This window comes from Methylobacterium sp. 22177 (assembly GCF_052045615.1).
Taxonomy (GTDB): domain Bacteria; phylum Pseudomonadota; class Alphaproteobacteria; order Rhizobiales; family Beijerinckiaceae; genus Methylobacterium; species Methylobacterium radiotolerans.
This window is the reverse complement of record NZ_JBQEPK010000001.1, coordinates 95,181-120,660: the sequence shown is the minus strand read 5'-3', so window position 1 is coordinate 120,660 and position 25,480 is coordinate 95,181. Positions and strand designations below refer to the sequence as shown.

The 25,480-nt window shown below is 72.3% G+C and carries 21 protein-coding genes; 8 read left to right on the top strand and 13 right to left on the bottom strand.

Going from position 1 to position 25,480, the window contains the following annotated elements; genetic code table 11:
- Nucleotides 1–31: 31 nt before the first annotated feature.
- Entirely contained in the window at nt 32–397 is a 366-nt protein-coding gene (locus ACTJK8_RS00615; RefSeq protein WP_012317121.1) for a hypothetical protein, read from the bottom strand.
- 24 nt (nt 398–421) lie between these two features.
- On the bottom strand, nt 422–853 hold the full coding sequence (locus tag ACTJK8_RS00610; protein WP_012317120.1) for a response regulator: 432 nt from the start codon (nt 851–853) through the stop codon (nt 422–424).
- 207 nt (nt 854–1,060) lie between these two features.
- Between ACTJK8_RS00610 and ACTJK8_RS00605 the strand changes: the two genes are divergently transcribed.
- The 4 genes from ACTJK8_RS00605 to ACTJK8_RS00590 all read left to right on the top strand — a co-directional run bounded on the left by ACTJK8_RS00605 (nt 1,061) and on the right by ACTJK8_RS00590 (nt 4,706).
- Nucleotides 1,061–1,735: a YoaK family protein gene (locus ACTJK8_RS00605; RefSeq protein WP_012317119.1), complete on the top strand. Its 675-nt coding sequence runs from the start codon at nt 1,061–1,063 to the stop codon at nt 1,733–1,735.
- Nucleotides 1,732–2,745 (top strand): WD40 repeat domain-containing protein, encoded by a 1,014-nt coding sequence (locus ACTJK8_RS00600; RefSeq protein WP_012317118.1) that lies wholly within the window; start codon nt 1,732–1,734, stop codon nt 2,743–2,745. Before ACTJK8_RS00605 ends, ACTJK8_RS00600 begins: the two co-directional genes overlap by 4 nt.
- Nucleotides 2,746–2,836: 91 nt before the next feature.
- Nucleotides 2,837–3,361, top strand: a complete 525-nt coding sequence (locus ACTJK8_RS00595; protein ID WP_440761359.1) for a DUF2937 family protein — start codon at nt 2,837–2,839, stop codon at nt 3,359–3,361.
- A 106-nt stretch (nt 3,362–3,467) separates the two neighbouring features.
- Complete coding sequence (locus ACTJK8_RS00590; RefSeq protein WP_058607565.1) at nt 3,468–4,706, top strand: hypothetical protein; 1,239 nt, start codon at nt 3,468–3,470, stop codon at nt 4,704–4,706.
- A 4-nt stretch (nt 4,707–4,710) separates the two neighbouring features.
- On the opposite strand, the gene ACTJK8_RS00585 is transcribed toward ACTJK8_RS00590, so the two are convergent.
- Complete coding sequence (locus tag ACTJK8_RS00585; protein WP_012317115.1) at nt 4,711–5,724, bottom strand: alpha/beta hydrolase; 1,014 nt, start codon at nt 5,722–5,724, stop codon at nt 4,711–4,713.
- A gap of 115 nt (nt 5,725–5,839) precedes the next feature.
- Nucleotides 5,840–7,141: an RsmB/NOP family class I SAM-dependent RNA methyltransferase gene (locus ACTJK8_RS00580; RefSeq protein WP_053620433.1), complete on the bottom strand. Its 1,302-nt coding sequence runs from the start codon at nt 7,139–7,141 to the stop codon at nt 5,840–5,842.
- A gap of 211 nt (nt 7,142–7,352) precedes the next feature.
- On the opposite strand from ACTJK8_RS00580, the gene ACTJK8_RS00575 reads away from it, so the two are divergent.
- Nucleotides 7,353–7,523: a hypothetical protein gene (locus ACTJK8_RS00575; protein ID WP_012317113.1), complete on the top strand. Its 171-nt coding sequence runs from the start codon at nt 7,353–7,355 to the stop codon at nt 7,521–7,523.
- A 22-nt stretch (nt 7,524–7,545) separates the two neighbouring features.
- Here the strand turns inward: ACTJK8_RS00575 and panE are convergent, their stop codons facing one another.
- The 3 genes from panE to ACTJK8_RS00560 all read right to left on the bottom strand — a co-directional run bounded on the left by panE (nt 7,546) and on the right by ACTJK8_RS00560 (nt 11,129).
- A complete protein-coding gene (gene panE / locus ACTJK8_RS00570; RefSeq protein WP_024827883.1) occupies nt 7,546–8,490 on the bottom strand; it encodes a 2-dehydropantoate 2-reductase in 945 nt (314 codons plus the stop codon).
- 7 nt (nt 8,491–8,497) lie between these two features.
- Entirely contained in the window at nt 8,498–9,991 is a 1,494-nt protein-coding gene (gene guaB / locus ACTJK8_RS00565) for an IMP dehydrogenase (protein WP_012317111.1), read from the bottom strand.
- Nucleotides 9,992–10,238: 247 nt separating this feature from the next.
- Nucleotides 10,239–11,129 (bottom strand): DUF3313 domain-containing protein, encoded by an 891-nt coding sequence (locus ACTJK8_RS00560; RefSeq protein WP_012317110.1) that lies wholly within the window; start codon nt 11,127–11,129, stop codon nt 10,239–10,241.
- Nucleotides 11,130–11,336: 207 nt separating this feature from the next.
- Between ACTJK8_RS00560 and ACTJK8_RS00555 the strand changes: the two genes are divergently transcribed.
- Complete coding sequence (locus ACTJK8_RS00555; protein ID WP_024827884.1) at nt 11,337–12,785, top strand: MFS transporter; 1,449 nt, start codon at nt 11,337–11,339, stop codon at nt 12,783–12,785.
- On the opposite strand, the gene ACTJK8_RS00550 is transcribed toward ACTJK8_RS00555, so the two are convergent.
- From ACTJK8_RS00550 to ACTJK8_RS00535, 4 genes are all read right to left on the bottom strand, one after another.
- On the bottom strand, nt 12,786–13,313 hold the full coding sequence (locus tag ACTJK8_RS00550; RefSeq protein ID WP_012317108.1) for a DoxX family protein: 528 nt from the start codon (nt 13,311–13,313) through the stop codon (nt 12,786–12,788). It lies immediately after the preceding gene.
- 75 nt (nt 13,314–13,388) lie between these two features.
- Complete coding sequence (locus ACTJK8_RS00545) at nt 13,389–14,555, bottom strand: multidrug effflux MFS transporter (protein WP_041372450.1); 1,167 nt, start codon at nt 14,553–14,555, stop codon at nt 13,389–13,391.
- 192 nt (nt 14,556–14,747) lie between these two features.
- Nucleotides 14,748–16,034, bottom strand: coding sequence for an MFS transporter (locus ACTJK8_RS00540; RefSeq protein WP_440761358.1), 1,287 nt, complete (start codon nt 16,032–16,034; stop codon nt 14,748–14,750).
- Nucleotides 16,035–16,063: 29 nt separating this feature from the next.
- Nucleotides 16,064–16,480 carry a MarR family winged helix-turn-helix transcriptional regulator gene (locus tag ACTJK8_RS00535; RefSeq protein ID WP_012317105.1) on the bottom strand — a complete coding sequence of 139 codons (417 nt, stop codon included), beginning with the start codon at nt 16,478–16,480 and terminating at the stop codon, nt 16,064–16,066.
- Between the two features lie 159 nt (nt 16,481–16,639).
- On the opposite strand from ACTJK8_RS00535, the gene ACTJK8_RS00530 reads away from it, so the two are divergent.
- Nucleotides 16,640–21,484: an NAD-glutamate dehydrogenase gene (locus ACTJK8_RS00530; protein WP_440761357.1), complete on the top strand. Its 4,845-nt coding sequence runs from the start codon at nt 16,640–16,642 to the stop codon at nt 21,482–21,484.
- A gap of 4 nt (nt 21,485–21,488) precedes the next feature.
- Here ACTJK8_RS00530 and ACTJK8_RS00525 read toward each other — a convergent pair whose 3' ends face one another.
- Together ACTJK8_RS00525 and ACTJK8_RS00520 are read right to left on the bottom strand one after the other, a co-directional pair.
- A complete protein-coding gene (locus ACTJK8_RS00525; protein WP_440761356.1) occupies nt 21,489–22,664 on the bottom strand; it encodes an MFS transporter in 1,176 nt (391 codons plus the stop codon).
- Nucleotides 22,665–22,879: 215 nt separating this feature from the next.
- On the bottom strand, nt 22,880–23,380 hold the full coding sequence (locus ACTJK8_RS00520) for a MucR family transcriptional regulator (RefSeq protein ID WP_024827887.1): 501 nt from the start codon (nt 23,378–23,380) through the stop codon (nt 22,880–22,882).
- A gap of 320 nt (nt 23,381–23,700) precedes the next feature.
- On the opposite strand from ACTJK8_RS00520, the gene ACTJK8_RS00515 reads away from it, so the two are divergent.
- Entirely contained in the window at nt 23,701–25,479 is a 1,779-nt protein-coding gene (locus ACTJK8_RS00515; RefSeq protein ID WP_043072907.1) for an outer membrane beta-barrel protein, read from the top strand.
- Nucleotide 25,480: the final 1 nt, after the last annotated feature.

Sequence of the window (25,480 nt, the reverse complement as noted above, 5' to 3'; positions counted from 1 at the left end):
CGGGCGCCGCGCCCCGGACGGCCGCGGCTCGCTACTTCGCCTTCGGGGCGCCCGCCGCGTCCTTGGGCTCGCGCGCCTCGATCAGGTCCTCGGCCTTCTCCTCGTCGGTGTCGCCGCTCTGCTCGATGGTCTTGCTCGGATTGGCCAGGAGGGAGCGCACGATCCCGAGCAGGACCTCGCACTCGCCCGGAAACTTGTAGCTCTCGAGGACGATGGCGGCGTCGCGCAGGGTCCGGAGGTCGCGGACCAGCTGCGCGTTAGCGTCCTCACGGAGCTCGCTCTTCTTGGCGATCGCCTCCTCGATCTGCGCGCCCTTCACGTCGCAGGCCGCCCGGGCCGGCGATGCGGCGACCGCGGCGGCGAGCGCGAGGCCGATTGCGGGAAGAGAGCGCCACATGGCGGGTATCCTCGGAGGTCCGGTTCAGAAGGATCGGAGGGGCGCGGTGCGCAGGACATCCTGCGTCAGCGCCACGAGCTGGCTCGGACGGTAGGGCTTCGGCACGAAGACCGAGCCCGGAACCGCCTCGCAGGTTGCCAGGGAAGCCCGGCCCCCGGAGGTGTAGACCACCGGGAGATCGGGCGAGAGCCGGCGGGCGCACCGGGCGAGCGACAGGCCGTCCGTGTTGCGGGCCAGATCGATATCGGTGAAGAGCAGGTCGACGCTCTCCCGGGACAGGATCGCCTCGGCCTCCCAGGCATCGGCGGCGGTGAGCACCCGGTACCCCTCGTCGAGGAGCGCCTCGGCGGCCAGCTCGCACACGGTCGGCTCATCCTCGACGACCAGGATCGTGGCGACGCCCCGGTCCGGGACGGGCAGGGTCGGGCAGACGAAAGCGGCGGCGAACGGAACCATGACGCAACTCCCACTCACCCGGCGGGGGCACGATGTCCCCGAGCCGGATCGCTGGGGCAACGGCCCCTTCCGACGCGGCGTTCACCGTGTTTGCATCGAATTGCTCGGGTTTGGTGAGCGGCGCGTTAACCGCGGCCCGGCGTCCGTGAACGAAGGCGTTCGAATGGTTAACGGAGCGTTACCGGCCCGCGACGGCGAGGCCGAACGGTGAACCGCCGCTGGCAGCTGGGCGTCGGCCTGCTCCTCACCGGTATGGCGGGCTACGTCGACGCCCTCGGCTTCGTGAGACTGGGCGGCCTCTACACGTCGTTCATGAGCGGCAACACCACGCAGCTCGCCGTTCTCGGCGCCCAGGTCGAGCTGCACCGCATGATCCTCCCCGCGATCCTGATCCTCGCGTTCCTCACGGGATCGGTCCTGGGGAGCGGGCTGGCGATCCTCGTGCCGCCGCGGTGGACGACGCCGGCGGTCCTCGCCTACGAGTCCCTGCTGATCCTCGCCGGTCTGGGACTCGGCCTCCAGTCGCCCGAGCTCGGCCTCGCGGCCTTCTTCGTCGCCGTGGCGATGGGATCCCAGAACGCGGTGCTGGCGCAGGTGAAGGGGTTCAGGGCCGGCACGACCTTCGTGACCGGCGCGCTCTTCAGCCTCGGCCAGAAGATCGCGCAGGCCCTGACACGCACCGGGGATCCTCTCGGCTGGCTCGGCGACGCCTCCGTCTGGATCTCGCTGCTGTTCGGCGCCTATCTGGGCGCGCACGCCTACCAGCAGGTCGGCCTGTACGCGCTGATCGCCCCGGCGGCGATCTCGGGCGGGCTGGCGTTGATTACCGCGTTCCTGGTCTTGCGCACCGCGCCGCCGGCCGCGAAGGTCCCCCCGACATGAGCAGCCCCGTCAGCAACCCGTCCCTCACCAGTCACGTCGCCGCGCTGGAGCCCGGCGAGCACGTGCTCGCCGCGCACTTCCTCAAGGACGTGCCGGCCCTGGCGCTCAGCGACGGCACGGTCGCGCTGGTGCGGGCGGACGGGATCGCGCGCGTCGCCGCGCATCCCGACAGCGGGATCCTCGTCACGGCCGGCGGTGTCGACCGGCTGGTCACGGGGGGCGACGACGGGCGCGTGGTGGCGATCCGCGCCGACGGGGGGATGGAGCAGCTCGGCCTCGCCAAGGGCGGTGCCTGGATCGACGCGCTGGCGGTCCATCCCGACGGTGGCGTGGCGTGGTCGGCCGGCCGCTCCGTCGTGGCCCGGGACGCCAAGGGCCGCGAGAAGACCTTCGAGGCGCCGTCCTCCGCGCGCGGCCTCGTCTTCGCGCCCAAGGGGTACCGGCTGGGTGTCGCCCACTACAACGGCGTGAGCCTCTGGTACCCCAATCTGGAGACGCCCGCCGAGGTGGTCACCTGGAAGGGCTCGCATATCGACGTGACGTGGTCGCCGGACGGGCGCTTCGTGGTGTCGACCATGCAGGAGAACAGCCTGCACGGCTGGCGCCTGCAGCCGGACCGCGGCCACATGCGGATGTCGGGCTATCCCGGCAAGGTCCGCTCCATGTCGTGGTCGTTCGACGGCAACTGGCTCGCCACGAGCGGGGCCGAGGCGGCGATCGTGTGGCCGTTCGACTCCAAGGAGGGGCCGACCGGCAAGGCGCCGCGCGAATGCGGCGTCCGCCCCGCCCGCGTCTCCCGCGTGGCTTTCCACCCGAAGGCGCCGGTGCTGGCCATGGGCTACGAGGACGGCTGCATCCTGCTCGTCCGCTTCACCGACGCGGCCGAGCTGCTGGTGCGCCCCGCCGTCCAGGGAAGCGGCGTGACGGCGCTCGGCTGGGACGCGCGCGGCGGCCGGCTGCTGTTCGGCTGCACCGACGGCAAGGCCGGTCTCCTGACGCTGCCGGGCTGACCACGGAGGCGAGCGTCGTCGCGCCCGCGGCTGGAACCGGGGCCCCGTGCGTGCTCTTTGTCGGGGGTCGATTTCCCGCCGGAGGCCAGACATGTTTCGCGTGTTCCGCACCTTCGGCCTCGCCCTCGGCCTGCTCGGAGGCGTGGTCGCCGCGCAGGCCCCCGAATTCGCGCAGCAGTACGCGCAGCGCCTCGGCGGCGCCGCCGACGAACTCCGTCGGCAGGTGGCGGTCCTCGAACTCGACGCGCAGGCCACCGGCACGACGCGCGAGGGCGCCGTCGACCGGCTGCGCGCCAGCCCGGACCAGCTCGTCGCCCGCCGCGGTGAGGCCGCCCAGGCCGACATCGCCCGTCTCGCCCGCCTGAGCGCCCAGCAGCAGGCCCTGGCCGCGGCGACGAGCCCCCTCGGCCGGGTGGTGGCGATGCTGCGCGATCCCGACCTGCCGGTGGCCGAGGCCGCCTACCGCGAGTTCCGCCCGGCCGTACCCACGAGCGCCGACGGCCTCGCCGCGGGTCTGATCGGGTTTTTCGTGGCGTGGGGTAGCTGGCGCGTCGCCTCGGATTTCGGCCGACGAGCGGTCCGTCGGCGCCCGCGGGAATCCGCGACCGCGGCGTGAGCGCGGTTCGCGCGGGCAAGACTGTGGCGCAACGTCTACAGCGGCTTGCGCGAGCCTTGCGTATCGAGCAGGGATCCGGCCGTCCCGGTCCGGGAGAAGGCGCAAGATGCCGCGCGCGTCGAACTCCACCACCATCGATCCGGCGCTCGACGCCGCCGCGCTGCTGCGGCGTATCGGCTTCTTCGGCCTGTTCGTGGTTCTCCCGGTCCTGGCGCAGGTCGCGCGCCGCGCCTCGGTGATCCTCGCGCCGATCGCCGTGATCCTCCTGATCATCGCCAGCGTCATCGACCGGCGGCAGCGCCCGGTCCGCCCGGCGACCTACCGTCTCCTGACCGCTCCGGCCTTCCTGGCCGGCATGCTGGTCGTGCTGTGGTCGGCCCTGTCGCTCACTTGGACGCCCTTCCTCGGGCCCGCGCTGGAGCGGCTCGCCAATCTCGGCGCAACGATCGGCCTCGCCCTCCTGGGCTACCTCGCCCTCCCCGACCGGATGCGCTCGGCGAATCTCTACCTCCTGCCGCTCGGCGTCGTGGCGGGGGCGATCGTGGCGATCATGCTCGGGCTGTTCGGCGCCCACCTCGCGCCGTCCGGCGTCGAGGATGACGGCGCGCTCGATCGCGGCCTTGTCCTGCTCATCCTGCTGCTCTGGCCGGCCCTCGCGTGGCTGCGATCCCGCCGCCGGGACCGGGAGGCGCTGGGCCTCGCGCTGCTGGTCGCCCTCGCCCTCACGGTCCAGCCGGACGGGACTCAGATCGCCGCCCTGTCGGTCGGCGCCGTCGCCTTCGCGCTGACGAGCTACCGCCAGGGGCTCGGCGTGATGCTCACCGCCACCCTCTCGGCCGCCCTGCTGGCCGCGGCGCCGCTGCTGCCCTTCCTGGCGCGGCCGGTGGGGGCCGCGCTGCTCGGGCCGGTCGCCCCCGCGGTGCTGTCGCTGAAGAGCTGGCAGAAGGTCGTGACCTCCGATCCGGTGCGGCTGATCACCGGGCACGGCTTCGAGACGGCCCTGCGCGGACGGCTGGTCGGCCTGCTGCCGGCCAACGCGCCGACCACGGCGCTCTTCGAGTTCTGGTACGAGCTCGGCATCGTCGGCGCGCTCGCCGCCGCCTTCGCCCTCTACGCCTCGATCCGGCGGGCCGGCCGGGACGGCCCGGCCCTGGTGCCCGGCGCGATGGGCTGCTTCGCGGCCGCCTTCACGGTGGCCTGCCTGAGCGTGGGGCTGACCGCGGTGTGGTGGCTGACCACCCTCGCCATCGCCATCGTGGTCTTCGTCGCGGTGGAGCGCGGCCAGTTCCGGACCAGTCGGCCGAAGGTCGCCAAGCTGCACCGCCTGCAGACGCGGGGGGAGTGAGCGGTCAGGCGCGCAGGAAGCCGTGCAGGCGGATCCAGGCCAGGAACAGGCCGGGCCACGCCGCCGCGGGTGTGCCGGGCGCGCCGAGGCCGAAGCCGTGGCCGCCGCGCTCGAACAGGTGCAGCTCGGCCGGGACGCGCGCCTTCCGCAGCGCCGAGAACATCAGCAGCGGATGGTCGGCCACGGCGACGGGATCGTCGATCGCCTGGACCAGGAAGGTCGGCGGCGTCTCCGGCCCGACCTGCAGGTCCACCGAGTAGGTCTTCATCTCGTCGGGGGTGACGTCGTCGCCGACCAGGATGCGGCGGGTCGCGGTCCGGTCGAACGGCTTGCGCATGGTGATGACCGGGTAGATCAGACCAGCCAGCGCGGGCCGGATCGGCTGGGCGTCGGTCGCGTCGACGCCCGCGTACAGGTCCCGGGCGCTCCCGACCGCGGTCTCGCCCATCAGGTGGCCGCCCGCCGAGAAGCCGAGGACGCCGACCCGCGCGGGATCGATGCCGAACTCCGCGCCACGTGCCCGGACCAGCCGGAGGGCGCGCTGTGCGTCCTGACGCGGTGCGTCCGGTCCCGAGCCCCACCCCTCCGCCGGCAGGCGGTAGACGAGGAGGAAGACGGTGACGCCGGCGGCGTTCAGGACGCGGCCGACCGGGACGCCCTCGTTGCCGATGGCGATGAACTCGTACCCGCCGCCGGCCGCGACGATCATCGCGGCGCCGTTGGGATTGGCCGGCCGCATGACCAGCAGACAGGGTCGCGACACGCGCGTGATGTCGCCGAACGTCCCCTCGACGTAGCGGTAGCCGTCCGCGTGCGGTCCGTCACCGCCGCCCGGCGGCGCGCCGGGCCACAGCTCGATCACCTGCAGATCCGCGCCGGGGAGCGAGCGTGGCAGCGCCCGGACCGACTCGTGCGGGAGGGGCGGCGGTGCCGTCTCCGCGGCCCCTCGCGCCCCGGTACCGCGCAGCCCGAGGGCGCTTCCGAGACCGGCGAGCAGGAAACGGCGGTCGAGGCGCAAGGGCATCTCCCGGATGCGGCCGCGAGCGGGACCGCCGCGCGGCGAACCCGGCTCCCGCAGGAGCGCGGGTGCAACGCCCGTCGGAGCGGCACGGGTTCCGTCGCGGCGGCGCGCCTCAGCCCTTCCGCGCGATGACCGCGACGTAGAAGCCGTCGGTCCCGGTCCGCAGCGGGCTCATCTGGATCCCGTGGGCCGTCTTCCGCACCGCTGCCCGGAGCGAATCCGGTCCTGCCGTCAGCACCTCATCGGCGGGGACGACGTCGAAGCGGCCGCGCCAGCCCGACAGGAGGCCGGAGACGGCCGCGTCGTTCTCGGCCGAGAGCAGCGAGCAGGTGATATAGACGATCCGCCCGCCGGGCCTGACCAGCCGCGCCGCCCGATCGAGGACCTGGGCCTGCTCGGTGGTCCGCAGCGCGAGGCTCCCGGGCCGCAGCCGCCACTTGGCATCGGGATTCCGGCGCCACGTGCCGGACCCGGTGCAGGGCGCGTCGACCACGACCCGGTCGACCTTGCCGTCGAGATCCGCGAGGACATCGGTCCGCGCCTTGCCGCTGCGCGGGGTCCGCACCTCGGCCTGCGCACCGGACCGGCGCAGGCGCTCGTGGATCGGCGCGAGCCGGCGCGGATCGCCGTCGGTGGCGATGAGGCGGGCGCCGTTCCCGGTCTCAGCCGCGAGCGCCAGGGTCTTGCCGCCGCCGCCCGCGCAGAGGTCGACGATGGTCTCCCCGGCGCGGGGCGCGGCGAGGAGCGCGGCGAGCTGCGAACCCTCGTCCTGGATCTCGTACCAGCCCTCAAGGAACTCCGCCTCGACGTGGAGCGCCGGACCGCGGCCGTCGGCGCCGATCGGGACGCGGAGGCCCGCCGGCGCGTGCGGTGTCGGCGCCGCGTCGAAGGCCGCGAGCGCCGGCAGGATCGCGTCGCGGTCGCCGCGCAGGGCGTTCACCCGGATATCGAGGGGCGCCCGCCGCGCCAGCGCCTTCAGCTCCGGGACGAGGTCTTCGCCGAGCGTGGCCGTGAGGTCCGTGAGCACGAAGGCCGGGGCGTCCCCCGCCACTTCCGGAGGCGCGTCCTGCAGCGACCCGCCGTCGAGGCGCGCGCGCTCGTCGCCACTGAGGGGGGCCGGCGCGAAGCGCTCGCCGGTGAACAGGTCCGCGACCGAAGCGGCGGCGAGTCCCTGCTGGAGGCGCAGCGTCCCGATCAGGATGGCGCGCGGCGTGTCCGCGCCCATGATCCAGGCCGCCGAGGCCCGCCGCCGCAGGGCGTCGTAGACGAGGCTGGCGATGCCCGCGCGGTCGCCCGAGCCGGCGAAGCGGTGGGCGAGGCCCCAATCCTTGAGGGCGTCGGCGGCCGGTCGACGGCGCTCGGCGATATCGGTCAGGACTTCGATGGCGGCAGAGCAGCGAGCGGCGGGAGTCAGGGGTCAGATCCTTCGGAATGCGTCGACGACGACGTGAAACGGCCACGCTTGGCCCACGATGCCGCCACGTTACGGCCGAGCTTCCTGCACCTTCGCGGCGCAGACCGTGCTGCGGGCGGCTCGCCGTGCGGGCCGCCGCGTGTCGTATGGCATCCGCCCGCGCCGGACCAGACCGGTCCGTCGCCGGGCGCATCCCGGGAGTACCCAGCCCATGACGTCCACCGTTCGCGTCGCCCTCGCGGCCCTGGTCACCGCCACGCTCGCCGCCTGCGCGAGTGCGCCCGCCGCCCAGCCGGAGCTGACGCCGGTGCCGCGTCCGCGCGTCGATGCCAAGACGCAGCTGGAATACGGCAACCCGCCCCCGCCGCCCGGCCGCTACTGAGACGTCCGCGCGGGGGTGCGGTTCAGGCCGCTTCCCGCGCCCGGCGGGCCTCGTACGCCTTGAGGCCCGTGTAGACCGCGGTCAGGAGCGGGAACGGCACTTCCGGTGCCAGCCGCTCGCCGCGGGCGATCAGGTCGCCGATCACGTGGTCCGCCTCGATCCGGCCCCTGTTCTCGATGTCGCGCAGCATCGAGGCCGTGAAGGTCGAACCCGCCGCCGTCAGTTGCGCCCGCGCCCGCTCCGCCACGACGGCCCGCGGCTCGAAACCGCTCGCCGCCGCGACGCTCGTGCACTCCGCGTGCAGCGCGGTGATCAGCGCGGTGCCCCCGGGCGCCGCCACGATGTCGCCGACCGCGGCGCGCATGAGCGTGGTCGCCCCGGCGAGCGTCGCCAGGAACACCCACTTCTCCCACATCTCCTGCAGGATCACGTCGCTCAGGCGCGGCTGGAACTTGAGGCCGCGCATCAGCGCGTCGACCGCCTCGATGCGCGACGAGCGCGACCCGTCGCGCTCGCCGTAGGTGATGCTGCACAGCTCGCTCATGTGGCGGATCGCGCCGTCCGGCGCGAGCGTCGCGGCGATCGCGCAGGAGCCGCCGAGCACCCGCTCGGCGCCGAACCGGGCGTCGAGGACGTCGAGATGCGACATGCCGTTGAGCACGGGCAGGATCGCGGTGTCGGGCCCGACGGCCGGCGCCAGGTCCGCGACGGCGCTGTCGAGGTCGTAGGCCTTGCACGACAGCAGGATCAGGTCGAACCGCCCGGCCCCGGCCAGCTTATCGGCCGTGACGGTGGGCGGATCGGGCAGGTGCAGGTCGCCGAGCGGCGAGCGGACGTTCAGGCCGTCCGCCGCCAGCTTCGCCGCCCGCGCCGGCCGCACCAGGAAGGTCACGTCGGCGCCCGCCTCGGCGAGGCGCGCCCCGTAATAGCCGCCGGTCGCGCCGGCCCCGACGATCAGCGTGCGCATCGGTCCCTCAGGTCCGCGACGGGTAGTTCGGGCTCTCGCGGGTGATCGTCACGTCGTGGACGTGGCTCTCGCGCAGGCCGGCATTGGTGATGCGGATGAACTGCGCCCGCTCCTGGAACTCGGGGATCGTGGCGCCGCCGACGTAGCCCATGGCGGCGCGCAGGCCGCCGGCGAGCTGGTGAAGGACGTTGCCCACCGGGCCCTTGTAGGGGACCTGCCCCTCGATTCCCTCCGGCACGAGCTTGTGGGTGTCGTTCACCTCGGCCTGGAAGTAGCGGTCGGCCGAGCCGCGGGCCATGGCGCCCACCGAGCCCATGCCGCGGTACGACTTGTACGAACGGCCCTGGTAGAGGAACACCTCGCCGGGCGCCTCGTCGGTCCCGGCGAGCAGCGAGCCGAGCATCGCCACCGAGGCGCCGGCCGCGATCGCCTTGGCGAGATCGCCGGAATACTTGATGCCGCCGTCGGCGATGACCGGGATGTCGGCCTCGCCGGCCGCCTCGACGGCCTCCATCAGCGCGGTGAGCTGCGGCACGCCGACGCCCGCAACGATGCGGGTCGTGCAGATCGAGCCCGGGCCGATGCCGACCTTGATGGCGTCGGCGCCGGCATCGATCAGCGCCTTGGCGCCGTCCCGCGTCGCGACGTTGCCGGCCACGACCTGCACGGCGTTCGAGAGCTGCTTCACCCGGGCGACGGCGTCGAGCACCTTGATCGAGTGGCCGTGGGCGGTGTCGACCACGATGACGTCGCAGCCGGCGTCGATCAGGCGCTCGGCCCGCTCGAAGCCGCTGTCGCCCGTCGTCGTGGCGGCGGCGACGCGCAGGCGGCCCTGCTCGTCCTTGACGGCGTTCGGGTAGGCGACGCGTTTCTCGATGTCCTTGACGGTGATCAGGCCGATGCAGCGGTAATGGTCGTCGACGACCAGCAGCTTCTCGATCCGGAACTGGTGGAGCAGCCGCTTGGCCTCGTCCTGCGTCACGCCCTCGCGGACCGTGATCAGGCGGTCGCGGGTCATCAGCTCGGCGACCGGCTGGTTGGAGTTCGTCGCGAAGCGGACGTCGCGGTTGGTCAGGATGCCGACGAGCTTGCCCCGCGAGCCGTTGGGGCCGCGCTCGACCACCGGGATCCCCGAGATGCGATTGAGCTTCATCACCTCGAAGGCGTCGGCGAGGGTTTCGTCGGGGTGGATGGTGATGGGGTTCATCACCATGCCGGACTCGTACTTCTTGACGAGGCGGACCTGCTCGGCCTGCTCCGGCGGCTCGAGGTTGCGGTGGATGACGCCCATGCCGCCGTTGGCCGCCATGGCGATGGCCATCGGCGCCTCGGTGACGGTGTCCATCGCCGAGGCGAGGATCGGCAGGTTCAGGGGGATCGTGCGGGTCAGCCGCGAGGCGACGCTGACCTCGGTCGGCATCACCGAGGAGGCGGCGGGCCGCAGGAGCACGTCGTCGAAGGTGAGGCCCTCGATGATCGATGCGGTTTCTACTCGGGCCATGTGCCAACTTTCCTCGGACGGCGGCGCGTTGGGGGTCGCGCTACGGGATCGGGTTGGCAAGTGCCAGTATCACGGGCTCCGCGAGGGCGCCAATGCGCGGTTGATGCGTCGCAGCGCGAAAACGCGCATGGCTCGGGGCTTATCCACGCCCGGTCGAGGCGCGCGGCGGCGTCCTGACGGGATCTCAGCCGTCAGGACCGAGGCCCCCCGCCGTCTACCGAGGGGAGCGGGCACGGCGGCGAGCGGCCTAGCGCATCGCCGGCGCGGCCGGGCCCTTGTCGGTGTACTCGGGCGGCAGGCCGATATAGTCGCCGAGCATGCCGTCGATGCCCGGAGCGCGGCCGAACGCCTCGCAGTCGGGGTCGAGGGGCGCCTCGCCGAGGGTCGTGATGCGGATCCGGTCCCAGGTCGGGATCGTGTTGGGGGCCGTGAACGGGTCGTCGCCGGTCGCCAGCATGTAGCCGAAATCCTGGCCGAACTCGCCGGCGAGGTCGTAGGCGTCGCTGGCGCGGGAGAAGCGCGGCTGGCTGGTGAAGGAGTTCGCCGCGCCGCCCCACACCATGGCGGCCCGCTGCTCGCGACGCCGGTCCAGCGCCTCGGCCTCGACGGTCAGGCTGCCGAGCCCGATCGGCACGCGCGGGATCGGCACGCGCCCGACGCCCTCGGCGAAGCTCAGGCCGAGCTGCGACGCCACGGTCACGCCCGCGGAGCCCGCGATGGTCGCGCCGGCCCCGAGGAGATCGGTCGGCTCGACGCGGGTGACCTGCGCCCGCACGGTCAGGTCGGCATCACGGCTCGTGACGATGTCGTACTTCAGCGACAGGTCGTAGCAGAGCGCCCGGTCGGCGGCGTTCGCGATGAGGCGCCGCTCGGCCGCGGTCAGCGGGGCGGCACCGGACACGTCCGCGTGGAACGCCGTCGGGATGATGCGCACCGTGCGGGCCTTCGCCAGGGCCGGCCGGTCGACGTAGATCCGCGAGGCCGAGGCGACCTGATCGCTGGACTTCAGCCGGTCGTAGCGCGTGAGCGAGCCGCGATCGTTGAGCAGGACGGTGCCGCAGGCGGCCACCATCGACAGGAGGGCGACGCCGGCGGCGATCCGCGGCAGGGAGCGGATCTTGCTGGGGCTGGACTGCATCGAGTTCCTCGCGCGCCGGCCCCGGGCCGGCTGAAGCGGCCTCACGGACGCGTGATGGAAACTTAGCCATTGGAGCACCCGCGAAAAAGGTGGCTCCGCGCCGCTGCTCAACCTCTGTTGCACGATGGATACATTCGCGAAACACGAGGGTGCGAGGTGGCCGCGCTGCCGTGCAACCGCGGCGGCGCGCCATGCGTCTGCTGTGTGATGCCTGCCACCGCCCAAAGACCGCTCTGGATCGTCCCCCTGACGGTCGCCACCGCGCTGTTCATGGAGAACACCGATTCCACGGTGATCGCCACGGCGCTCCCGAGCATCGCGGCGAGCCTTCACGAGGACCCGATCGCCCTCAAGCTCGCGCTGACCTCCTACCTGGTCAGCCTCGCGATCTTCATCCCCGTGAGCGGCTGGATGGCGGACCGGTACGGGTCGCGGACCGTGTTCCGCGCGGCCCTCGTGGTGTTCATGGCGGGCTCGCTCGCCTGCGCGGCCGCGAACGGGCTCGCGTGGTTCGTCGCCGCGCGGTTCCTCCAGGGCATGGGCGGCGCCATGATGGTGCCGGTCGGACGGCTCGTGGTGCTGCGCAGCGTGCCGAAATCGCAGCTCGTCACGGCGCTGGCCTACCTGACCTTCCCGGCCCTCGTCGGCCCGGTGCTGGGTCCGCCGGTGGGCGGCCTGATCACCACGTGGTTCGACTGGCGCTGGATCTTCTTCATCAACCTGCCGATCGGCTGCGCCGGAATCGTCCTGGCGAGCCTGTACTTCGAGGATGTGCGCGAGCCGGAGCGGCCGCCCCTCGATCTCCTCGGCTTCGTGCTGCTCGGGACCGGCCTCGCCGCCCTGATGCTCGGCCTCGCCTCCCTCGGCCGCCACCTGCTGCCGGCGGCCGTCTCGTGGGGCTGCCTCGCCGCGGGCGCGGTGCTCCTGCCCCTCTACTGGGCGCATGCCCGGCGGGTGGCCTACCCGATCGTCCGGCTCGACCTGATGCAGCGGCCGACCTTCCGGGTCGCGGTGCTCGGCGGCAGCCTGTTCCGGATCGGCACCGGTGCCATCCCGTTCCTGCTGCCGCTGATGCTGCAGGTCGGCTTCGGGCTCGACGCGCTGCAGTCCGGCCTGATCACCTTCGCGGCGGCGGCCGGCGCGATGTTCGTGAAGACCCTGGGTCCGCGAATCCTGCGCCGCACCGGCTTCCGCGCGCTGATGGTCTGGAACGCGCTGCTCGCCTCGGCCTTCCTGGCGGTCAACGGGTTCTACACCGCGCAGACGTCCCACTGGATCATGGTGATCCTGCTGTTCGTCGGCGGCTGCTCGCGCTCCATCCAGTTCACCTGCGTCAACGCCATCGCGTACGCCGATCTCGAATCGAAGGAGATGAGCGCGGCCACGAGCTTCGCCAGCGTCTGCCAGCAGCTGTCGCTGAGCCTCGGCGTCACGCTGGGCGCGCTGGCGCTCGAGGGGACCGCCGGGCTCCACGGTCGAACGGAGATCCAGGCCTCGGATTTCGGGCCCGCCTTCTTCGCCGTCGCCGTGATCTCGGCGGCCTCGGCACTGGCCTTCCGCAACCTGTCGCCGGATGCCGGCGCGGAGATCTCCGGGCGGAAGATGGCTGCCGCGCCGCCCGCCCCGACGACCGAGATGAGGCCGCGGCACGGCTGATCAGGCCGCGGCGCGGGCCGGCGGCCTGCCGGCAGCGCGCTTGCCGCCGTTCCGCGGCGCGCTGCCCTTGCCGGACGCCTTCGCGGCGGCGGGCTTCGCGCTCGGCGCCGCCGCGCGGGTTCCGGCGCGCCAGCCCTGCCAGCTGAGGGCGCCCGGACCGCTCAGGGCGTACATGAGGAACCCGCCCGCGAGGCCGAGATCGGCCAGCATCAGCGCGCGCTCGGCGACCGCGGCGGGTCCCACATAGTACCAGAACGGGTGGAGCACGAAGGCCGTCACGGCGGCGAACAGCGCGAGCGCCAAGCCGGTGAGCCCGGGCAGGACCCCGAGGATCAGGGCGAGCGGTCCGAATACCTGGACCAGCACGGCGGCGGTGGCGACGCCATTGGGAAACGGCATCCCGGCCCCCGCGAGCGTCAGCGCGAATCCCGACACGTTGAGCGCCCGGGCGATCCCGGTCGGCAGGAGCGCGGCGGCCAGCAGCAGGCGCGCGACGAGGAGGGTTCCGTCCTGGGCGCGGGCGAGCATCGGCATGTCCGGTCGGCGGGGATCAGGACCGGAGCTTTGCAACTTTCCGCTGAAGACCGCGTTAAGGGCGCCCGTTCAACCGCCGACGCCGCCGCGGAAGAGTCGGCCGCGCTCGGTCCACGCGACCACGAGGAGCGCCAGGGCGCCCAGACTGGCGTAGCCGATCGCCACGGGAAGCACCGTGCCGTCGAAGGACTGGCCGATCAGGAAGCCGCAGAGCGCGCCCAGGATCGTCGTGTAGAAACCCAGGAACGACGAGGCCGTGCCGGCGATGGCGCCGAGGGGCTCCAGCGCGAGGGCGTTGAAATTCGGCATCGCGAAGCTGATCAGGAACTGGTTCACCGCGAGGATCGAGAGGAACAGCGCCAGCGGCGGGTGGCCGCGATAGGCGAGGCCGACGCCGACCTGCACCAAGCCGACCAGCGTGAACGCGATGACGCCGCTGTGCGACATCGCCCGCATCCCGAGCCGCCGGACCACGCGGGCGTTGATCAGCGTCGCCGCGCCCATGGCGCCGGCCACGAGCCCGAAGGCCAGCGGGAAGAGCGGCCCGAGGTGGTACAGGCCGGTATCGAAGACCTGCTGGGCCGAGCCGACGTAGCCCATGATGCAGCCGGTCATCAGCCCGAGCGCGGTGGCGTAGCCGACGGCGACGCGGGTCTTCAGCGTCAGCCGGATCGCCTCCCAGGTCGCGGCCGGCGAGAGCGGCCGGCGGTACTCCGGGTGCAGGGTCTCGGGCATCCGCAGGGAGAACCAGAGCGTCAGCCAGAAGGCGAGGACCAGCATCGAGACGAAGACGTAGACCCACGAGCCCAGCGCCAGCATCATGCCGCCGATCGCCGGCGCGATCATCGGGACGATCAGGAAAACCATCATGGTGAGCGACATCACGCTCGCCATCTCGCGGCCGGCGAACCGGTCGCGCACGATCGCCACCGACAGCACCCGCCCGCCGGCGGCGCCGATGCCCTGGATGATCCGCGCGGCGAGCAGCCAGCCGAAGCTCGGCGCCACCATGGCGAGGCCGCAGCCGACCACGTAGATGGCGAGGCTCGCCAGCAGCACCGGCCGGCGCCCGAGGGCGTCGGAGACCGGTCCGTAGACGATCTGCGCGAAGCCGAAGCCGATCATGTAGACGTAGACGAGGAGCTGCAGCCGGTTGGGATCGGGCACGGCGAAGCGCGCCTCGATGGCCGGGAACGCGGGCAGCAGGTTGTCGATGGAGATCGCCGTCACCGCCATCATCAGGGCGATGATGGCGACGAACTCGGCGAAGCCCGGCCCCGACCAGGGTCGCGGGGCGCGGACGTCCTGGACCGGCGGGACGGGCCGAATCGCGATGGTCACGGCGGGCTCTCGGAATGCGCTGGAACGCGCCGACCAGGGCTCGTCCTTCGCGGCGCAGTTGTGACAACCCTGCCCGCGCCGCACAGTTCAGGCCGGCAGCGGGCGCAGGACCGGCTCGCTCGGTCTCCGACCGACGAAGGCGGCCATCAGGGCGGCGACCAGGCAGAGCAGGCCGGCCGACACGAAGGCACCGAGATAGGTGCCGCTCTCGGTCCGGACCATGCCGGCGAGCCACGCCGCGGACGCCGCGCCGATCTGGTGCGCGGCCGCGATCCAGCCGAACATCAGCGCGGCGTTCTCCTCCCCGAAGGATTTGCCCGCGAGCTGGACGGTGGGCGGAACCGTGGCGATCCAGTCGAGCCCGTAGAAGACCGCGAACAGCGACAATCCGTAGAAGCTGTAGTCGAACGAGTAGGGCAGGAAGATCAGCGAGAGGCCGCGCAGCCCGTAGTACCAGGCGAGGAGCTTGCGCGAGTCGAACCGGTCGGTGAGCCAGCCCGACGCCGTGGTGCCGATCAGGTCGCAGATCCCCATCAGCGCCAGAAGGCCGGCGGCCGTGACCTCGGCGATGCCGTGATCGATGCAGGCCGGGATCAGGTGGGTGCCGATCAGCCCGTTGGTCGAGGCGCCGCAGATGAAGAACGTCCCGGCGAGCAGCCAGAAATCCCGGGAGCGCAGGCCGATGCGCAGACCGCGAAGCGCCCGCACGGCCGGGTTCTCGGTCAGAACCGGCGTCGGCGTCACCGCGTCCTCGCCGTAGCGGGGTAGCCCGAGATCTGCCGGTCGGTCGCGCAGGAACAGAGCGGCCAGCGGGATCAACGCCAGGGTCGCGCCGGCGACCACAAGGGAGACGGACCGCCACCCCTGCCCCACCGCGATCGAGGCCAGCATCGGCAGGAAGACGAGCTGCCCCGTGGCGCTGCTCGCGGTCAGCAGGCCGAGCACGAGGCCCCGGCGCTTGGCGAACCAGCGACCTGCCACGGTGGCGCCGAGCACGTTGGCCACCATGCCGGATCCGGATCCGACGACCAGGCCCCAGAGCAGGACCATCTGCCACGGCGCGGTCATCAGGCTCGTGGCGGCGGTGCCGATCGCCAGGATCAGCAGCGCGCCGCAGACCGAGCGCCGCAGGCCGAACCGCTCGATGATCGCCACCGCGAACGGGCCGATCATCCCGTAGAGGAAGATATTGAGCGCGATGCCGACGCCGATCGTGGCCGCCGTCCAGCCGAACTCCCGCTCCCAGGGGACGATCAGCACGCTCGGCGTGGCGCGGACCCCGGCCCCGACGAGCAGGACCAGGAAGGTCACCGCGACGACGATCCAGGCATAGTGCAGGCGCGAGCCGGGGCGCGTCTCTGTCAGGGCGGTCATGGACGGGCTCCGGAAGCGGTGCGGATCGGTCAGGCGGCGGAGATCAGGGCCTCCGCCACCGCGGAGACGGTCGCGGGATCGACCCGGGCATTGATGCGGCTCTGCGCCTCGCGCCAGTAGGGCGTCGCGGCCGCGAGAGCCTCCCGGCCCGACGCGGTCAGGGACACGCGGCGCTCGCGCGGATCCGCCGCGCCGGGGGTGATCGCGACGAGGCCGCGGCGCTTGAGCGGGTCGAGGTTGCGGCCCATCGTGGTCCGCTCCAGCGCCGCCTCGGCAGCGAGGCGCGAGACCGGGACTGGCCCGAGCCGGTCCAGATGACGCAGGATCGCGAATTGCGTCACCCGGAGGCCGGTCGGCTTCAGGGCGGCGTCGTAGCTCGCCGTCAGCGCCCGCGTGGCGCGACGCAGGGCGGAGCAGGTGCACGGCTCGGGCGACGGGGCGCTCATGGCATAGGTGTATATGCACGCATCGCGCGCCCGGCAAGCCGACGCTGACGGTTCGCGACGATCGACACCCGTCGGCGCGGAAACGGCCGGGCGCCGTCATCGACACGGCCGGTCACGCTGCTATCGCTGGGGCGAGTGACCCGGTTCGGGAGAAGCGCGATGACACTCGAGACCGCGACGGCGTTGTCCTCCTCGGAGCAGAAGACGGCCCGCACCGGGCTGATAGAGGCGGCCGCCGACATCGTCACCGAGCAGGGCGGCCCGGGCGGCTTCGTCCGCGACCTGTTCGGCCGCGTGACACCGGAGGATCTCGCCCCCTACGACGCCTCGGTCCTGGCGGACCTCGCCGCCCGCGCCCGCGCCTTCCTGTCCGAGCCCCGCAGGCCCGGCGACCCGGCGCGGATGCGCCTGAGCGACCGCGAGCTGGTGCGCGACGGCCGTCCGCGCGAGACGACGGTCCTCGAGGTCATCAACGACAACCGGCGATTCCTGCTGGACTCGACCCTGGCCGAACTGACCGAGCAGGGCCTCGCTCCGCAGCTCGTCGCGCACCCGATCCTCGGCGTGGAGCGGGACGGCGCGGGCGGGCTCATCCGGGTGGTCGGAGAGACGACCGCGGACGCGCAGGGGAGTCTCGCGCGCGAGAGCTTCATCCACATCCATCTCGACCGCCTGGCGGTTGAGACCGGCGAGCGGCTCCTGAACGCCCTCGCGGCCGTCTACCGCGACGTCGCCCTGGCGGGTGACGACCGCGACGCCATGCTGGCGCGCCTCACCGACCTCGCCGCCGATCTCGGGCGCGGGCCGACGCCGATGCCGGAAACGGAGACCGAGGAGGCGCGCGCCTTCCTCGAATGGCTGACGGACGGCCAGTTCCTCATCCTCGGCATGCAGGAGCACGGCATCGCCGGCGAAGCCCACCCACTGGTCGAGGGGTCGAGCCTCGGCGTGCTCCGCGATCCCGGCGCCACGCCCCTGCGCCGGGGCCGGACGCCGGTGGACTACACGCCGGAGATCCTCGCATTCCTGGAGGAGCCGCAGCCGCTGATCATCACCAAGGCCAGCGTGAAGTCGCGGGTCCACCGCTCGGCCTACCTGGACTATGTCGGCGTCAAGCTGTTCTCCGGCCTCGGCAAACTCTCGGGCGAGGTGCGGATCGTCGGCCTGTTCACCGCCTCCGCCTACACGAGCCCGGCCCGCGAGGTGCCCGTGCTGCGCCGGAAGGTGGAGGCCGTGGTCGATCGCGCCGGCCTGGACCCGACGAGCCATGCCGGCCGGAGCCTCCTCGCCGTGCTGGAGGGCTACCCGCGGGACGAGCTCTTCCAGATCGACAGCGAGCGGCTCTACCGGTTCACCCTGGCGATCGCCGCGCTGGCCGACCGGCCGCGGGTCCGCGTGCTGTCCCGCCCCGACCGGTTCGGCCGGTTCGTCTCGCTTCTCGTCTACGTCCCGAAGGACCGCTACGATTCCGCGGTTCGCGGCCGGATCGGCAGCTATCTGGCCGAGACCTACGGCGGGCGGCTCAGCGCGGCTTACCCCGACTATCCGGAAGGCTCGCTGGCCCGGATCCACTACATCATCGGCCTGCCCGATCAGGGCAGCCCCGAGCACGATCCCGCCTCCCTCGAGGCCGGGATCGTCGCCCTGGTCCGGACCTGGGGCGACGCGCTGCGAGCGGCGCTGGCCGAATCCGAGGGCGGCGACCGAGCGCGCCGGCTGGCCGCCCGATACGGCGACGCGTTCTCGGCCGCCTACCGGGACGATTTCCAGCCCGAGAGCGCCGTCGCGGACGTGCTGATCCTCGACGGCCTCGGTGAGACGCAGCCGCGGGCTGTCCATCTCGATCGGCGCCCCAGCGACGCCGCCGCGCAGGTCCGCCTGAAGGCGTTCTCGCGCGGCACGGCGATCGCGCTGTCCGACCGGGTCCCGGCGCTGGAGAATCTCGGCTTCCGCGTCCTCAACGAGCGCACGTACCAGATCGCGCCGTCCGGCACGGAGGAGGCCGCGCGGGTCTGGCTGCACGACATGCTGATCGAGCGCGCCACCGGCGCCCCGATCGACCTCGCGGCGCTGGAGCGGCCGCTGGAGGCGGCGATGCTCGCCATCGCGGACGGCATCGCCGAGTCCGACGGCTACAATCGGCTCGTCCTGGAGGCTGCCCTGCCCTGGCGGGAGGCGGCCCTCCTCCGGGCCCTCGGCCGCTACCTGCGCCAGCTGCGCATACGCTACGGGCAGGACTACCTCGCGGGCACGCTGAGCCGCCACACCGGGATCGCGCGCGCGATCGTGGCCCTGTTCCGCGCCCGGTTCGACCCCGCCCTCGCCGGCGACCGGACAGCCCAGGAGGCGGAGGTGCGCGCCGGCATCGAGACGGCGCTCGCAGGTGTCACGAGCCTCGACGACGACCGGATCCTGCGTCGGTTCGTCAATCTCGTCGAGGCGGCGGTGCGGACGAACTTCTACCAGACCGGCGCCGACGGGCAGCCCCGGGAGACGATCAGCTTCAAGTTCGCCTGCGCGAAGGTGACGGCGATGCCGCTGCCGCGGCCGTTCTTCGAGATCTTCGTCTACGCGCCCCGCGTCGAGGGCGTGCACCTGCGCTTCGGCTACGTCGCCCGTGGTGGGCTGCGCTGGTCCGACCGGCCGGAGGATTTCCGCACCGAGATCCTCGGCCTCGTGAAGGCCCAGCAGGTGAAGAACGCCGTGATCGTGCCGGTCGGCGCGAAGGGCGGCTTCTTCCCGAAGCGGCTGCCGCCGGCCTCCGACCGGGCCGCCTGGATGCAGGAGGGGACCGAGAGCTACCGGATCTTCATCCGCACGCTCCTCGAGCTGACCGACAACATCGTCGACAACGCCATCGTGCCGCCGCCCGAGACGGTGCGGCACGATCCCGACGACGCCTATCTGGTGGTGGCGGCCGACAAGGGTACGGCCACCTTCTCGGACATCGCCAACGCCCTCTCGCTGGAGAAGGGCCACTGGCTGGGCGACGCGTTCGCGTCCGGCGGCAGCCAGGGCTACGACCACAAGGGCATGGGCATCACTGCCCGCGGCGCCTGGGAGGCGGTGCGCCGGCACTTCCGCGAGATCGATGTCGACGTGCAGACCGACCCCATCGTCACGGTCGGCGTCGGCGACATGTCGGGCGACGTGTTCGGCAACGGCATGCTGCTCTCCGCGAGCCTCCGCCTGATCGCGGCCTTCGACCACCGCGACATCTTCCTCGACCCGAACCCGGACGCCGCGCGCAGCTTCGCCGAGCGGCGGCGTCTGTTCGACCTGGGGCGGTCCTCCTGGGCGGACTACGACAGGAGCCTGATCTCGGACGGCGGCGGCGTGTTCTCGCGCAGCCTGAAGACCGTGCCGCTCTCGGACGCGATTCGGTCCGCACTGGGCTTCGATCAGTCCGAAGCGACGCCTACCGAATTGATGCAGGCGATCCTGAAGGCGCCCGCCGATCTGCTCTGGTTCGGCGGTATCGGCACCTATGTCCGGGCCACCACCGAGACCGACGAGGATGCCGGCGACCGCGCCAACGATGCCCTGCGCATCACCGGGCCGGAGCTGCGCGCGAAGGTCGTCGGCGAGGGCGCGAATCTCGGCCTGACGCAGCGCGGACGCATCGAGGCGGCGCGCGCGGGCGTCCGGCTCAACACCGACGCCATCGACAACTCGGCCGGCGTGAACACCTCGGACGTCGAGGTCAATATCAAGATCGCGCTCATGACGCCGGAGCGGGACGGGAGGCTCAGCTACGAGGCGCGCAACGCCCTTCTCGCCGACATGACCGACGAGGTGGGGCGCCTCGTGCTGCGCAACAACGAGTTGCAGACGCTCGCCCTGTCCCTCGCCCAGCGCGGCGGCCTCGGCGAGACCGGCTTCGCGATGCGGACGATGCAGGCGCTGGAGGCGGAGGGGCGGCTCGACCGGGCGGTGGAGTTCCTGCCGGACGACGGCACGCTCGCCGAGCGCATGCGGCGGAACGAGGGGCTGACCCGGCCGGAATACGCGGTGCTGCTCGCCTACGCGAAGCTGTCGCTGCACGACGCGATCCTCGAGAGCGCCGTGCCGAACGACCCGTATTTCGACCGCGAGCTGCAGCGCTACTTCCCGAAGGCCCTGCGCGATCGCTTCCCGGACGCCGTCAAGGGCCATCGGCTGCGCCGCGAGATCATCGCCACGGCACTCGCCAACATCATCGTCAACCGCGGCGGCCCGTCGCTGGTGACGCGCCTCGTCGACGGCACCGGGGCCGACGCCGCGACCATCGCCAAGGCCTACGCGGTGACCCGCGACGCGTTCGGCCTGATGGAGCTGAACCTCGCCATCGACGGCCTCGCGGGCCGGGTCTCCGGCACGGGGCAGCTCGACCTCTACGCGGAGGTGCAGGATCTGCTGACGAACCGCATCGTGTGGTTCATCCGCAACCTCGACCTGAGCGGCGGACTCGCGCCGGTGGTCGCCCGCTATAGGGACGGCATCGCCGCCGTGGAGGCGGCCCTGCCCAAGGTGCTCGGCGACGAGGCGCTGGCGACGATCGGCACCCGCGAGTCTGAGCTGACCGGGCACGGCATGGCGCCGGCCCAGGCGCGGCGCCTCGCCTCGCTCGGGGCGCTGGTCTCCGGCCCCGACATCGTCCGGGTCGCCGAGGCCAGCGGCCGGCCGGTCGAGGAGGTCGCGGCGACGCATTTCGCCCTGGAACACGCCTTCCGCCTGGACGATCTCGCCGCCGCGGCCCGGACCGTGCCGGTGGCCGACACGTTCGACCGCGTCGCCCTGGAGCGGGCGGGCGCCAGCATCGCCGCCGCGCACCGAAAGCTGACGGCCGAGGTGGTGGCGGATCTCGGCGCCGGGCCGGACGCGGTAGAGGCCTGGATCCGGGCGCGCGGCGCACCGCTCGCGCGGATCCGCGAGGCCGTCGACGCGATCAGTGCGTCCGGCCTGACGGTGTCCAAGGCGACCGTGGCGGCGAGCCTGCTCGGCGACCTCGTCCGGACCGACTGAGCGATCAGGCCCCGGGCGCGGATGCCGGGGCGGCGCCCTGGCGCCCGCGACTGACCGCGGTGAGCACTAGCCCGAGGCCGGCGAGCGACACCGCCGCGGCGATCAGCGGCAGCTGGCCGTAACCGGCCCCGAGCGTCAGCGCCGTGCCGCCGATCCAGGCGCCGGCTGCGTTGCCGAGATTGAAGGCGCCCTGGTTCAACGTGGAGGCGAGGTTCGGGGCGTCGCTGGCCGCCTCCACGACCCAGATCTGCAGGGGCGAGACGAGGGCGAAGACCAGCCCCGACCAGAGCACCACCACCGCCACCGTGAGCGCGGGATGGTGCGCGACCGCGGCGAGCACCAGCAGGGCCGCCACGATGCCCAGGAAACTGCCGATGATCGTCGCCATCGGACCCCGGTCGGCCAGATGGCCGCCCAGCAGATTGCCGACGGTCAGGCCCGTGCCGGCGGCGAACAGCACGCCGGTCACGCCCTGCGGCGTGAATCCGGTCACCCCGGTCAGGAACGGCGTGACATAGGTGAACACCGTGAAGAAGCTCACCGAGGACAGGGTCGAGATCAGCATCGGCCGCAGCACCGGCCAGCGCCCGAGCGCGCGGAACTCGCTCACGAGCCGGCCGCGCGTCCCGGGGAGCCCATCCGGCACGCAGAGCTGGATCGCGAGCCCCGCCGCGAGCCCGATCACGACCACCGCCCAGAAGGTCGAGCGCCAGCCCGCCTCCTGCCCGAGGGCGGTGCCGAGCGGCACGCCGAGCACGTTGGCGAGGGTGAGGCCCGCGAACATCAGCGAGACCGCCTGCGTCCGCTTCTCCCGCGGCACGAGATCCCGCGCCACGACGGCGCCGATGCCGAAGAACGCGCCGTGGGCGAAGGCCGTCAGGATCCGCGCGGCCATCAGGAGGCCGTAGCTGGGTGCCAGCGCGCAACCGAGGTTGCCCGCGAGGAACACGGCCATCAGCGCGAGGAGCGCGGTCTTGCGCGGCAGTCCCGCGGTAGCGATGGCCACGATCGGCGCGCCGACGACCACGCCCATGGCGTAGCCCGAGACCAGATAGCCCGCCTGCGGAATGGTGACGCCGAAGCTCTGCGCCACCTCCGGGAGCAGGCCCATGATGACGAATTCGGTGGTGCCGATCCCGAACGAGGCGACGGCGAGGGCGAGGATCGGCAGAGGCGGCACGGGGACGTCCTTCGGCGCGGGCGGGTTCCGATGGTGCAGAGCAGCATCGCAGCGCGGTCGCCGTTGGATAGCGTCGGGGGCGCGGCGCACAGTTGCGCGACGCGCAGGGGCACGGGACGTCGGTGCGCGTCCACCGCCGCGGCCCGATCAGGGTGCTGCCGATCGGTCGAGCGGCGCGCCGGGAACGCGGAACAGCCCAGTTCCTGGTCGTCCCCTTACTCGGCCAGCACCTTCTTCCGGCCCCGCGATTTGGCGGCCGGCGCGGGCGGCGCCTCGGGTGCGGCCGCGGTCCCGCCGCGGGTCTTGCGGCGCTGCTGTCCGAGGCCGAGGGCGCGGGCCAGCTCGGATCGCTGCGCCGAATAGCTCGCCGCGGTCATCGGATAGTCCCGCGGCAAACCCCACTTCTCGCGGTAGGCCTCGGGCGTCAGGCCGCGCAGCGTCAGGTGCCGCCGGAGCGTCTTGTACGGCTTCCCGTCCTCGAAGCTGACAATATGATCAGTCGTGACCGACTTGCGGATCTGGGACGGACTTAATTTTTCAACCGCCGAATTCGCGGCGCGACCTTGAGTTGTCAAACCGTTCAGCGCCGCGTGGATCCCGCCGATCAATCCGGGAAGTTCCGACACCGGAACGGAATTGTTCGACACGTAAGCGGCGACGATATCGACTGCGAGCCCGATCGCCGGGCCGTGCTCGCTGCCTGCGTTCTCACTCACGTCAAACCTCAGGAGTTACAGTTGTTCGGGTCGATCAATCCCTATCGGATGCGATCGAAGTCTGAGCGTCTTTAGCATAGTATACGCGAAATCTCAATCGTATTCGTGATGGACAAGTCAGATCGCTGCGTCGCTGCCGGATCCTGCCGCCACGAGGCCGTTGACGGGCCATTAACCACGTCGCCGCTAGGGTTCGTTAACCATGCCGGCAACCTGTTCTGGGGCGGCGTGACCTGTGATCTCCGCACGCGGGTGCCGGGGACTTTGGCGGAGACCGGGATCAGGTGCGGACGGCGGCTGACCGGTGGGAACGGCGGAGGATGCGGCTCGTCGCGGCGGCGCTCGGTGTCGCGCTCGCGGCGCCCGCGGCAGCCCAGCGGTTCGATGCGACGAGCCCTGTCACCGGGCAGCCCGACAATCCCGGTATCGGCCAGGACACGGCCCCGAACGGTCTGCCCGCGCTCAAGCGCAGCATCCCGGACGGCCTGCACCGCGACCAGACCCGCGGCGCGCTCGGCGGCGACGCGACCGGCGGCGAGCAGACCGGCGGCGACAGCCTCCGATCACCGCTCTCGCCCCCCGCGCCGACGCAGATCCCGGGTCAGCCCGGCTTGTCCCAGCTCAGCACCCGCGTCACCACGGGGGGACGGCGCACCGGCGGATCCTCGACGGCGCCGGCCAACCTCGCGCCGTCGACCCTCCTGCGCACGCGGGCCGCGCCGCCGCGGCGGATCGGCTCCGCGACGCGGCGAGTGACCCAGGACGTGACGCAGATCCCGCCGCCGGCGCTGCGGCTGACGCCGGTGGTCCAACAGGCAGTGGTCGGCGTTCCGAACCCGCAGGTCGTGACGCCGATCCGGCCGACCCTCCCGTTCCAGTCCATCGCGCCGGCTCTCGGGCTCCTGACCCCGGGCTTCATCCTTGGCACCGACCTGGCGCGCGCGATCCCGACCGACCCGGCCTACGCGCCGATCGGCTATCAGGTCGGGACCTTCACGGTGCTCCCGACCTTCGCGCAGAGCGTCGGCTACGACACGAATCCGGACCAGACCACCCGCCAGATCGCCAAGGGCTCGGTCGCGCTGCGCACCGACGCCACGGTCGACTTCCGCAGCAACTGGGCCTCCAGCTCGCTCCAGGGCTCTCTCCGGGGATCCTACCTGGAGACGCCGCAGAACGAGGCGGCGAGCCGCCCCGCGGCCGACGGCGTGGTCCGGCTGCGCATCGACGCCAACCGGGACCTGCGCATCGACGCGGAGGGGCGGTTCCTGGTGGACACGCAGCGGACTTCGAGCGCCAACCTCCAGGCCGCCACCGCCACGACGCGGCCGCTCCTGGCCGTGTACGGCGGTTCGCTCGGGGCCACGGAGACGTTCAACCGCCTGTCGGTCACCCTGCGCGGGTCCGTCGACCGCTCCGAGTTCGACAATGCGCGCCTGGCGGACGGGACGATCGTCAACCAGTCCGACCGCAACCTGAACCAGTACAGCCTGCAACTGCGCACGGCCTACGAGATCAATCCGGATTTCAGCCCGTTCATCGATCTGCTCGGCGATACGCGCGTCTACGACCAGCGCTTCGACGCGACGGGCATCCGACGGGATTCGGACGGCATCGCGGTCGCCTTCGGAACGAGCATCGGCCTCGCGCGCTCGGTGACGGGCGAGATCTCGGCCGGCATCCAGCACCGGACCTACGTCGATCCGAGCCTGCGCGACATCAACGCCCCGCTGCTCAACGCGGCCCTCGTCTGGGCGGCGAGCCCGCTCACCACCGTGCGGTTCACCGCCGCGACCGGCGTCACCGAGACGACGATCCCGGGCTCCAGCGGCGTGCTCACCGAGGTCGCCACGCTGGAAGTGCAGCATGACCTGCTGCGCAACCTCTCGATTGTCCTCGGCGGATCGTATCTCCGGAACGACTACCAGAGCAGCAGCATCCGCGAGAACGGCTTCTCGGCGACCGCGCGGCTCGACTACCACTTCACCCGCTGGCTGACCCTGCGCGGCACTTACATCTATCAGAAGTTTGACAGCACGGTCGCCGGATCCAGCTTCCGGGAGAACACCTTCCTGCTCGGCCTGCGGGTGAACCCCTGAG

What these genes read in the sequence shown, in the direction of transcription:
- ACTJK8_RS00615 (WP_012317121.1), bottom strand. Translation starts at nt 397, where the DNA reads ATGTGGCGCTCTCTTCCCGCAATCGGCCTCGCGCTCGCCGCCGCGGTC.
- ACTJK8_RS00610 (WP_012317120.1), bottom strand. Translation starts at nt 853, where the DNA reads ATGGTTCCGTTCGCCGCCGCTTTCGTCTGCCCGACCCTGCCCGTCCCG.
- ACTJK8_RS00600 (WP_012317118.1), top strand. Translation starts at nt 1,732, where the DNA reads ATGAGCAGCCCCGTCAGCAACCCGTCCCTCACCAGTCACGTCGCCGCG.
- ACTJK8_RS00595 (WP_440761359.1), top strand. Translation starts at nt 2,837, where the DNA reads ATGTTTCGCGTGTTCCGCACCTTCGGCCTCGCCCTCGGCCTGCTCGGA.
- ACTJK8_RS00590 (WP_058607565.1), top strand. Translation starts at nt 3,468, where the DNA reads ATGCCGCGCGCGTCGAACTCCACCACCATCGATCCGGCGCTCGACGCC.
- ACTJK8_RS00575 (WP_012317113.1), top strand. Translation starts at nt 7,353, where the DNA reads ATGACGTCCACCGTTCGCGTCGCCCTCGCGGCCCTGGTCACCGCCACG.
- panE (WP_024827883.1), bottom strand. Translation starts at nt 8,490, where the DNA reads ATGCGCACGCTGATCGTCGGGGCCGGCGCGACCGGCGGCTATTACGGG.
- guaB (WP_012317111.1), bottom strand. Translation starts at nt 9,991, where the DNA reads ATGGCCCGAGTAGAAACCGCATCGATCATCGAGGGCCTCACCTTCGAC.
- ACTJK8_RS00560 (WP_012317110.1), bottom strand. Translation starts at nt 11,129, where the DNA reads ATGCAGTCCAGCCCCAGCAAGATCCGCTCCCTGCCGCGGATCGCCGCC.
- ACTJK8_RS00555 (WP_024827884.1), top strand. Translation starts at nt 11,337, where the DNA reads ATGCCTGCCACCGCCCAAAGACCGCTCTGGATCGTCCCCCTGACGGTC.
- ACTJK8_RS00550 (WP_012317108.1), bottom strand. Translation starts at nt 13,313, where the DNA reads ATGCTCGCCCGCGCCCAGGACGGAACCCTCCTCGTCGCGCGCCTGCTG.
- ACTJK8_RS00545 (WP_041372450.1), bottom strand. Translation starts at nt 14,555, where the DNA reads ATGGCGGTGACGGCGATCTCCATCGACAACCTGCTGCCCGCGTTCCCG.
- ACTJK8_RS00540 (WP_440761358.1), bottom strand. Translation starts at nt 16,034, where the DNA reads ATGACCGCCCTGACAGAGACGCGCCCCGGCTCGCGCCTGCACTATGCC.
- ACTJK8_RS00535 (WP_012317105.1), bottom strand. Translation starts at nt 16,480, where the DNA reads ATGAGCGCCCCGTCGCCCGAGCCGTGCACCTGCTCCGCCCTGCGTCGC.
- ACTJK8_RS00530 (WP_440761357.1), top strand. Translation starts at nt 16,640, where the DNA reads ATGACACTCGAGACCGCGACGGCGTTGTCCTCCTCGGAGCAGAAGACG.
- ACTJK8_RS00515 (WP_043072907.1), top strand. Translation starts at nt 23,701, where the DNA reads ATGCGGCTCGTCGCGGCGGCGCTCGGTGTCGCGCTCGCGGCGCCCGCG.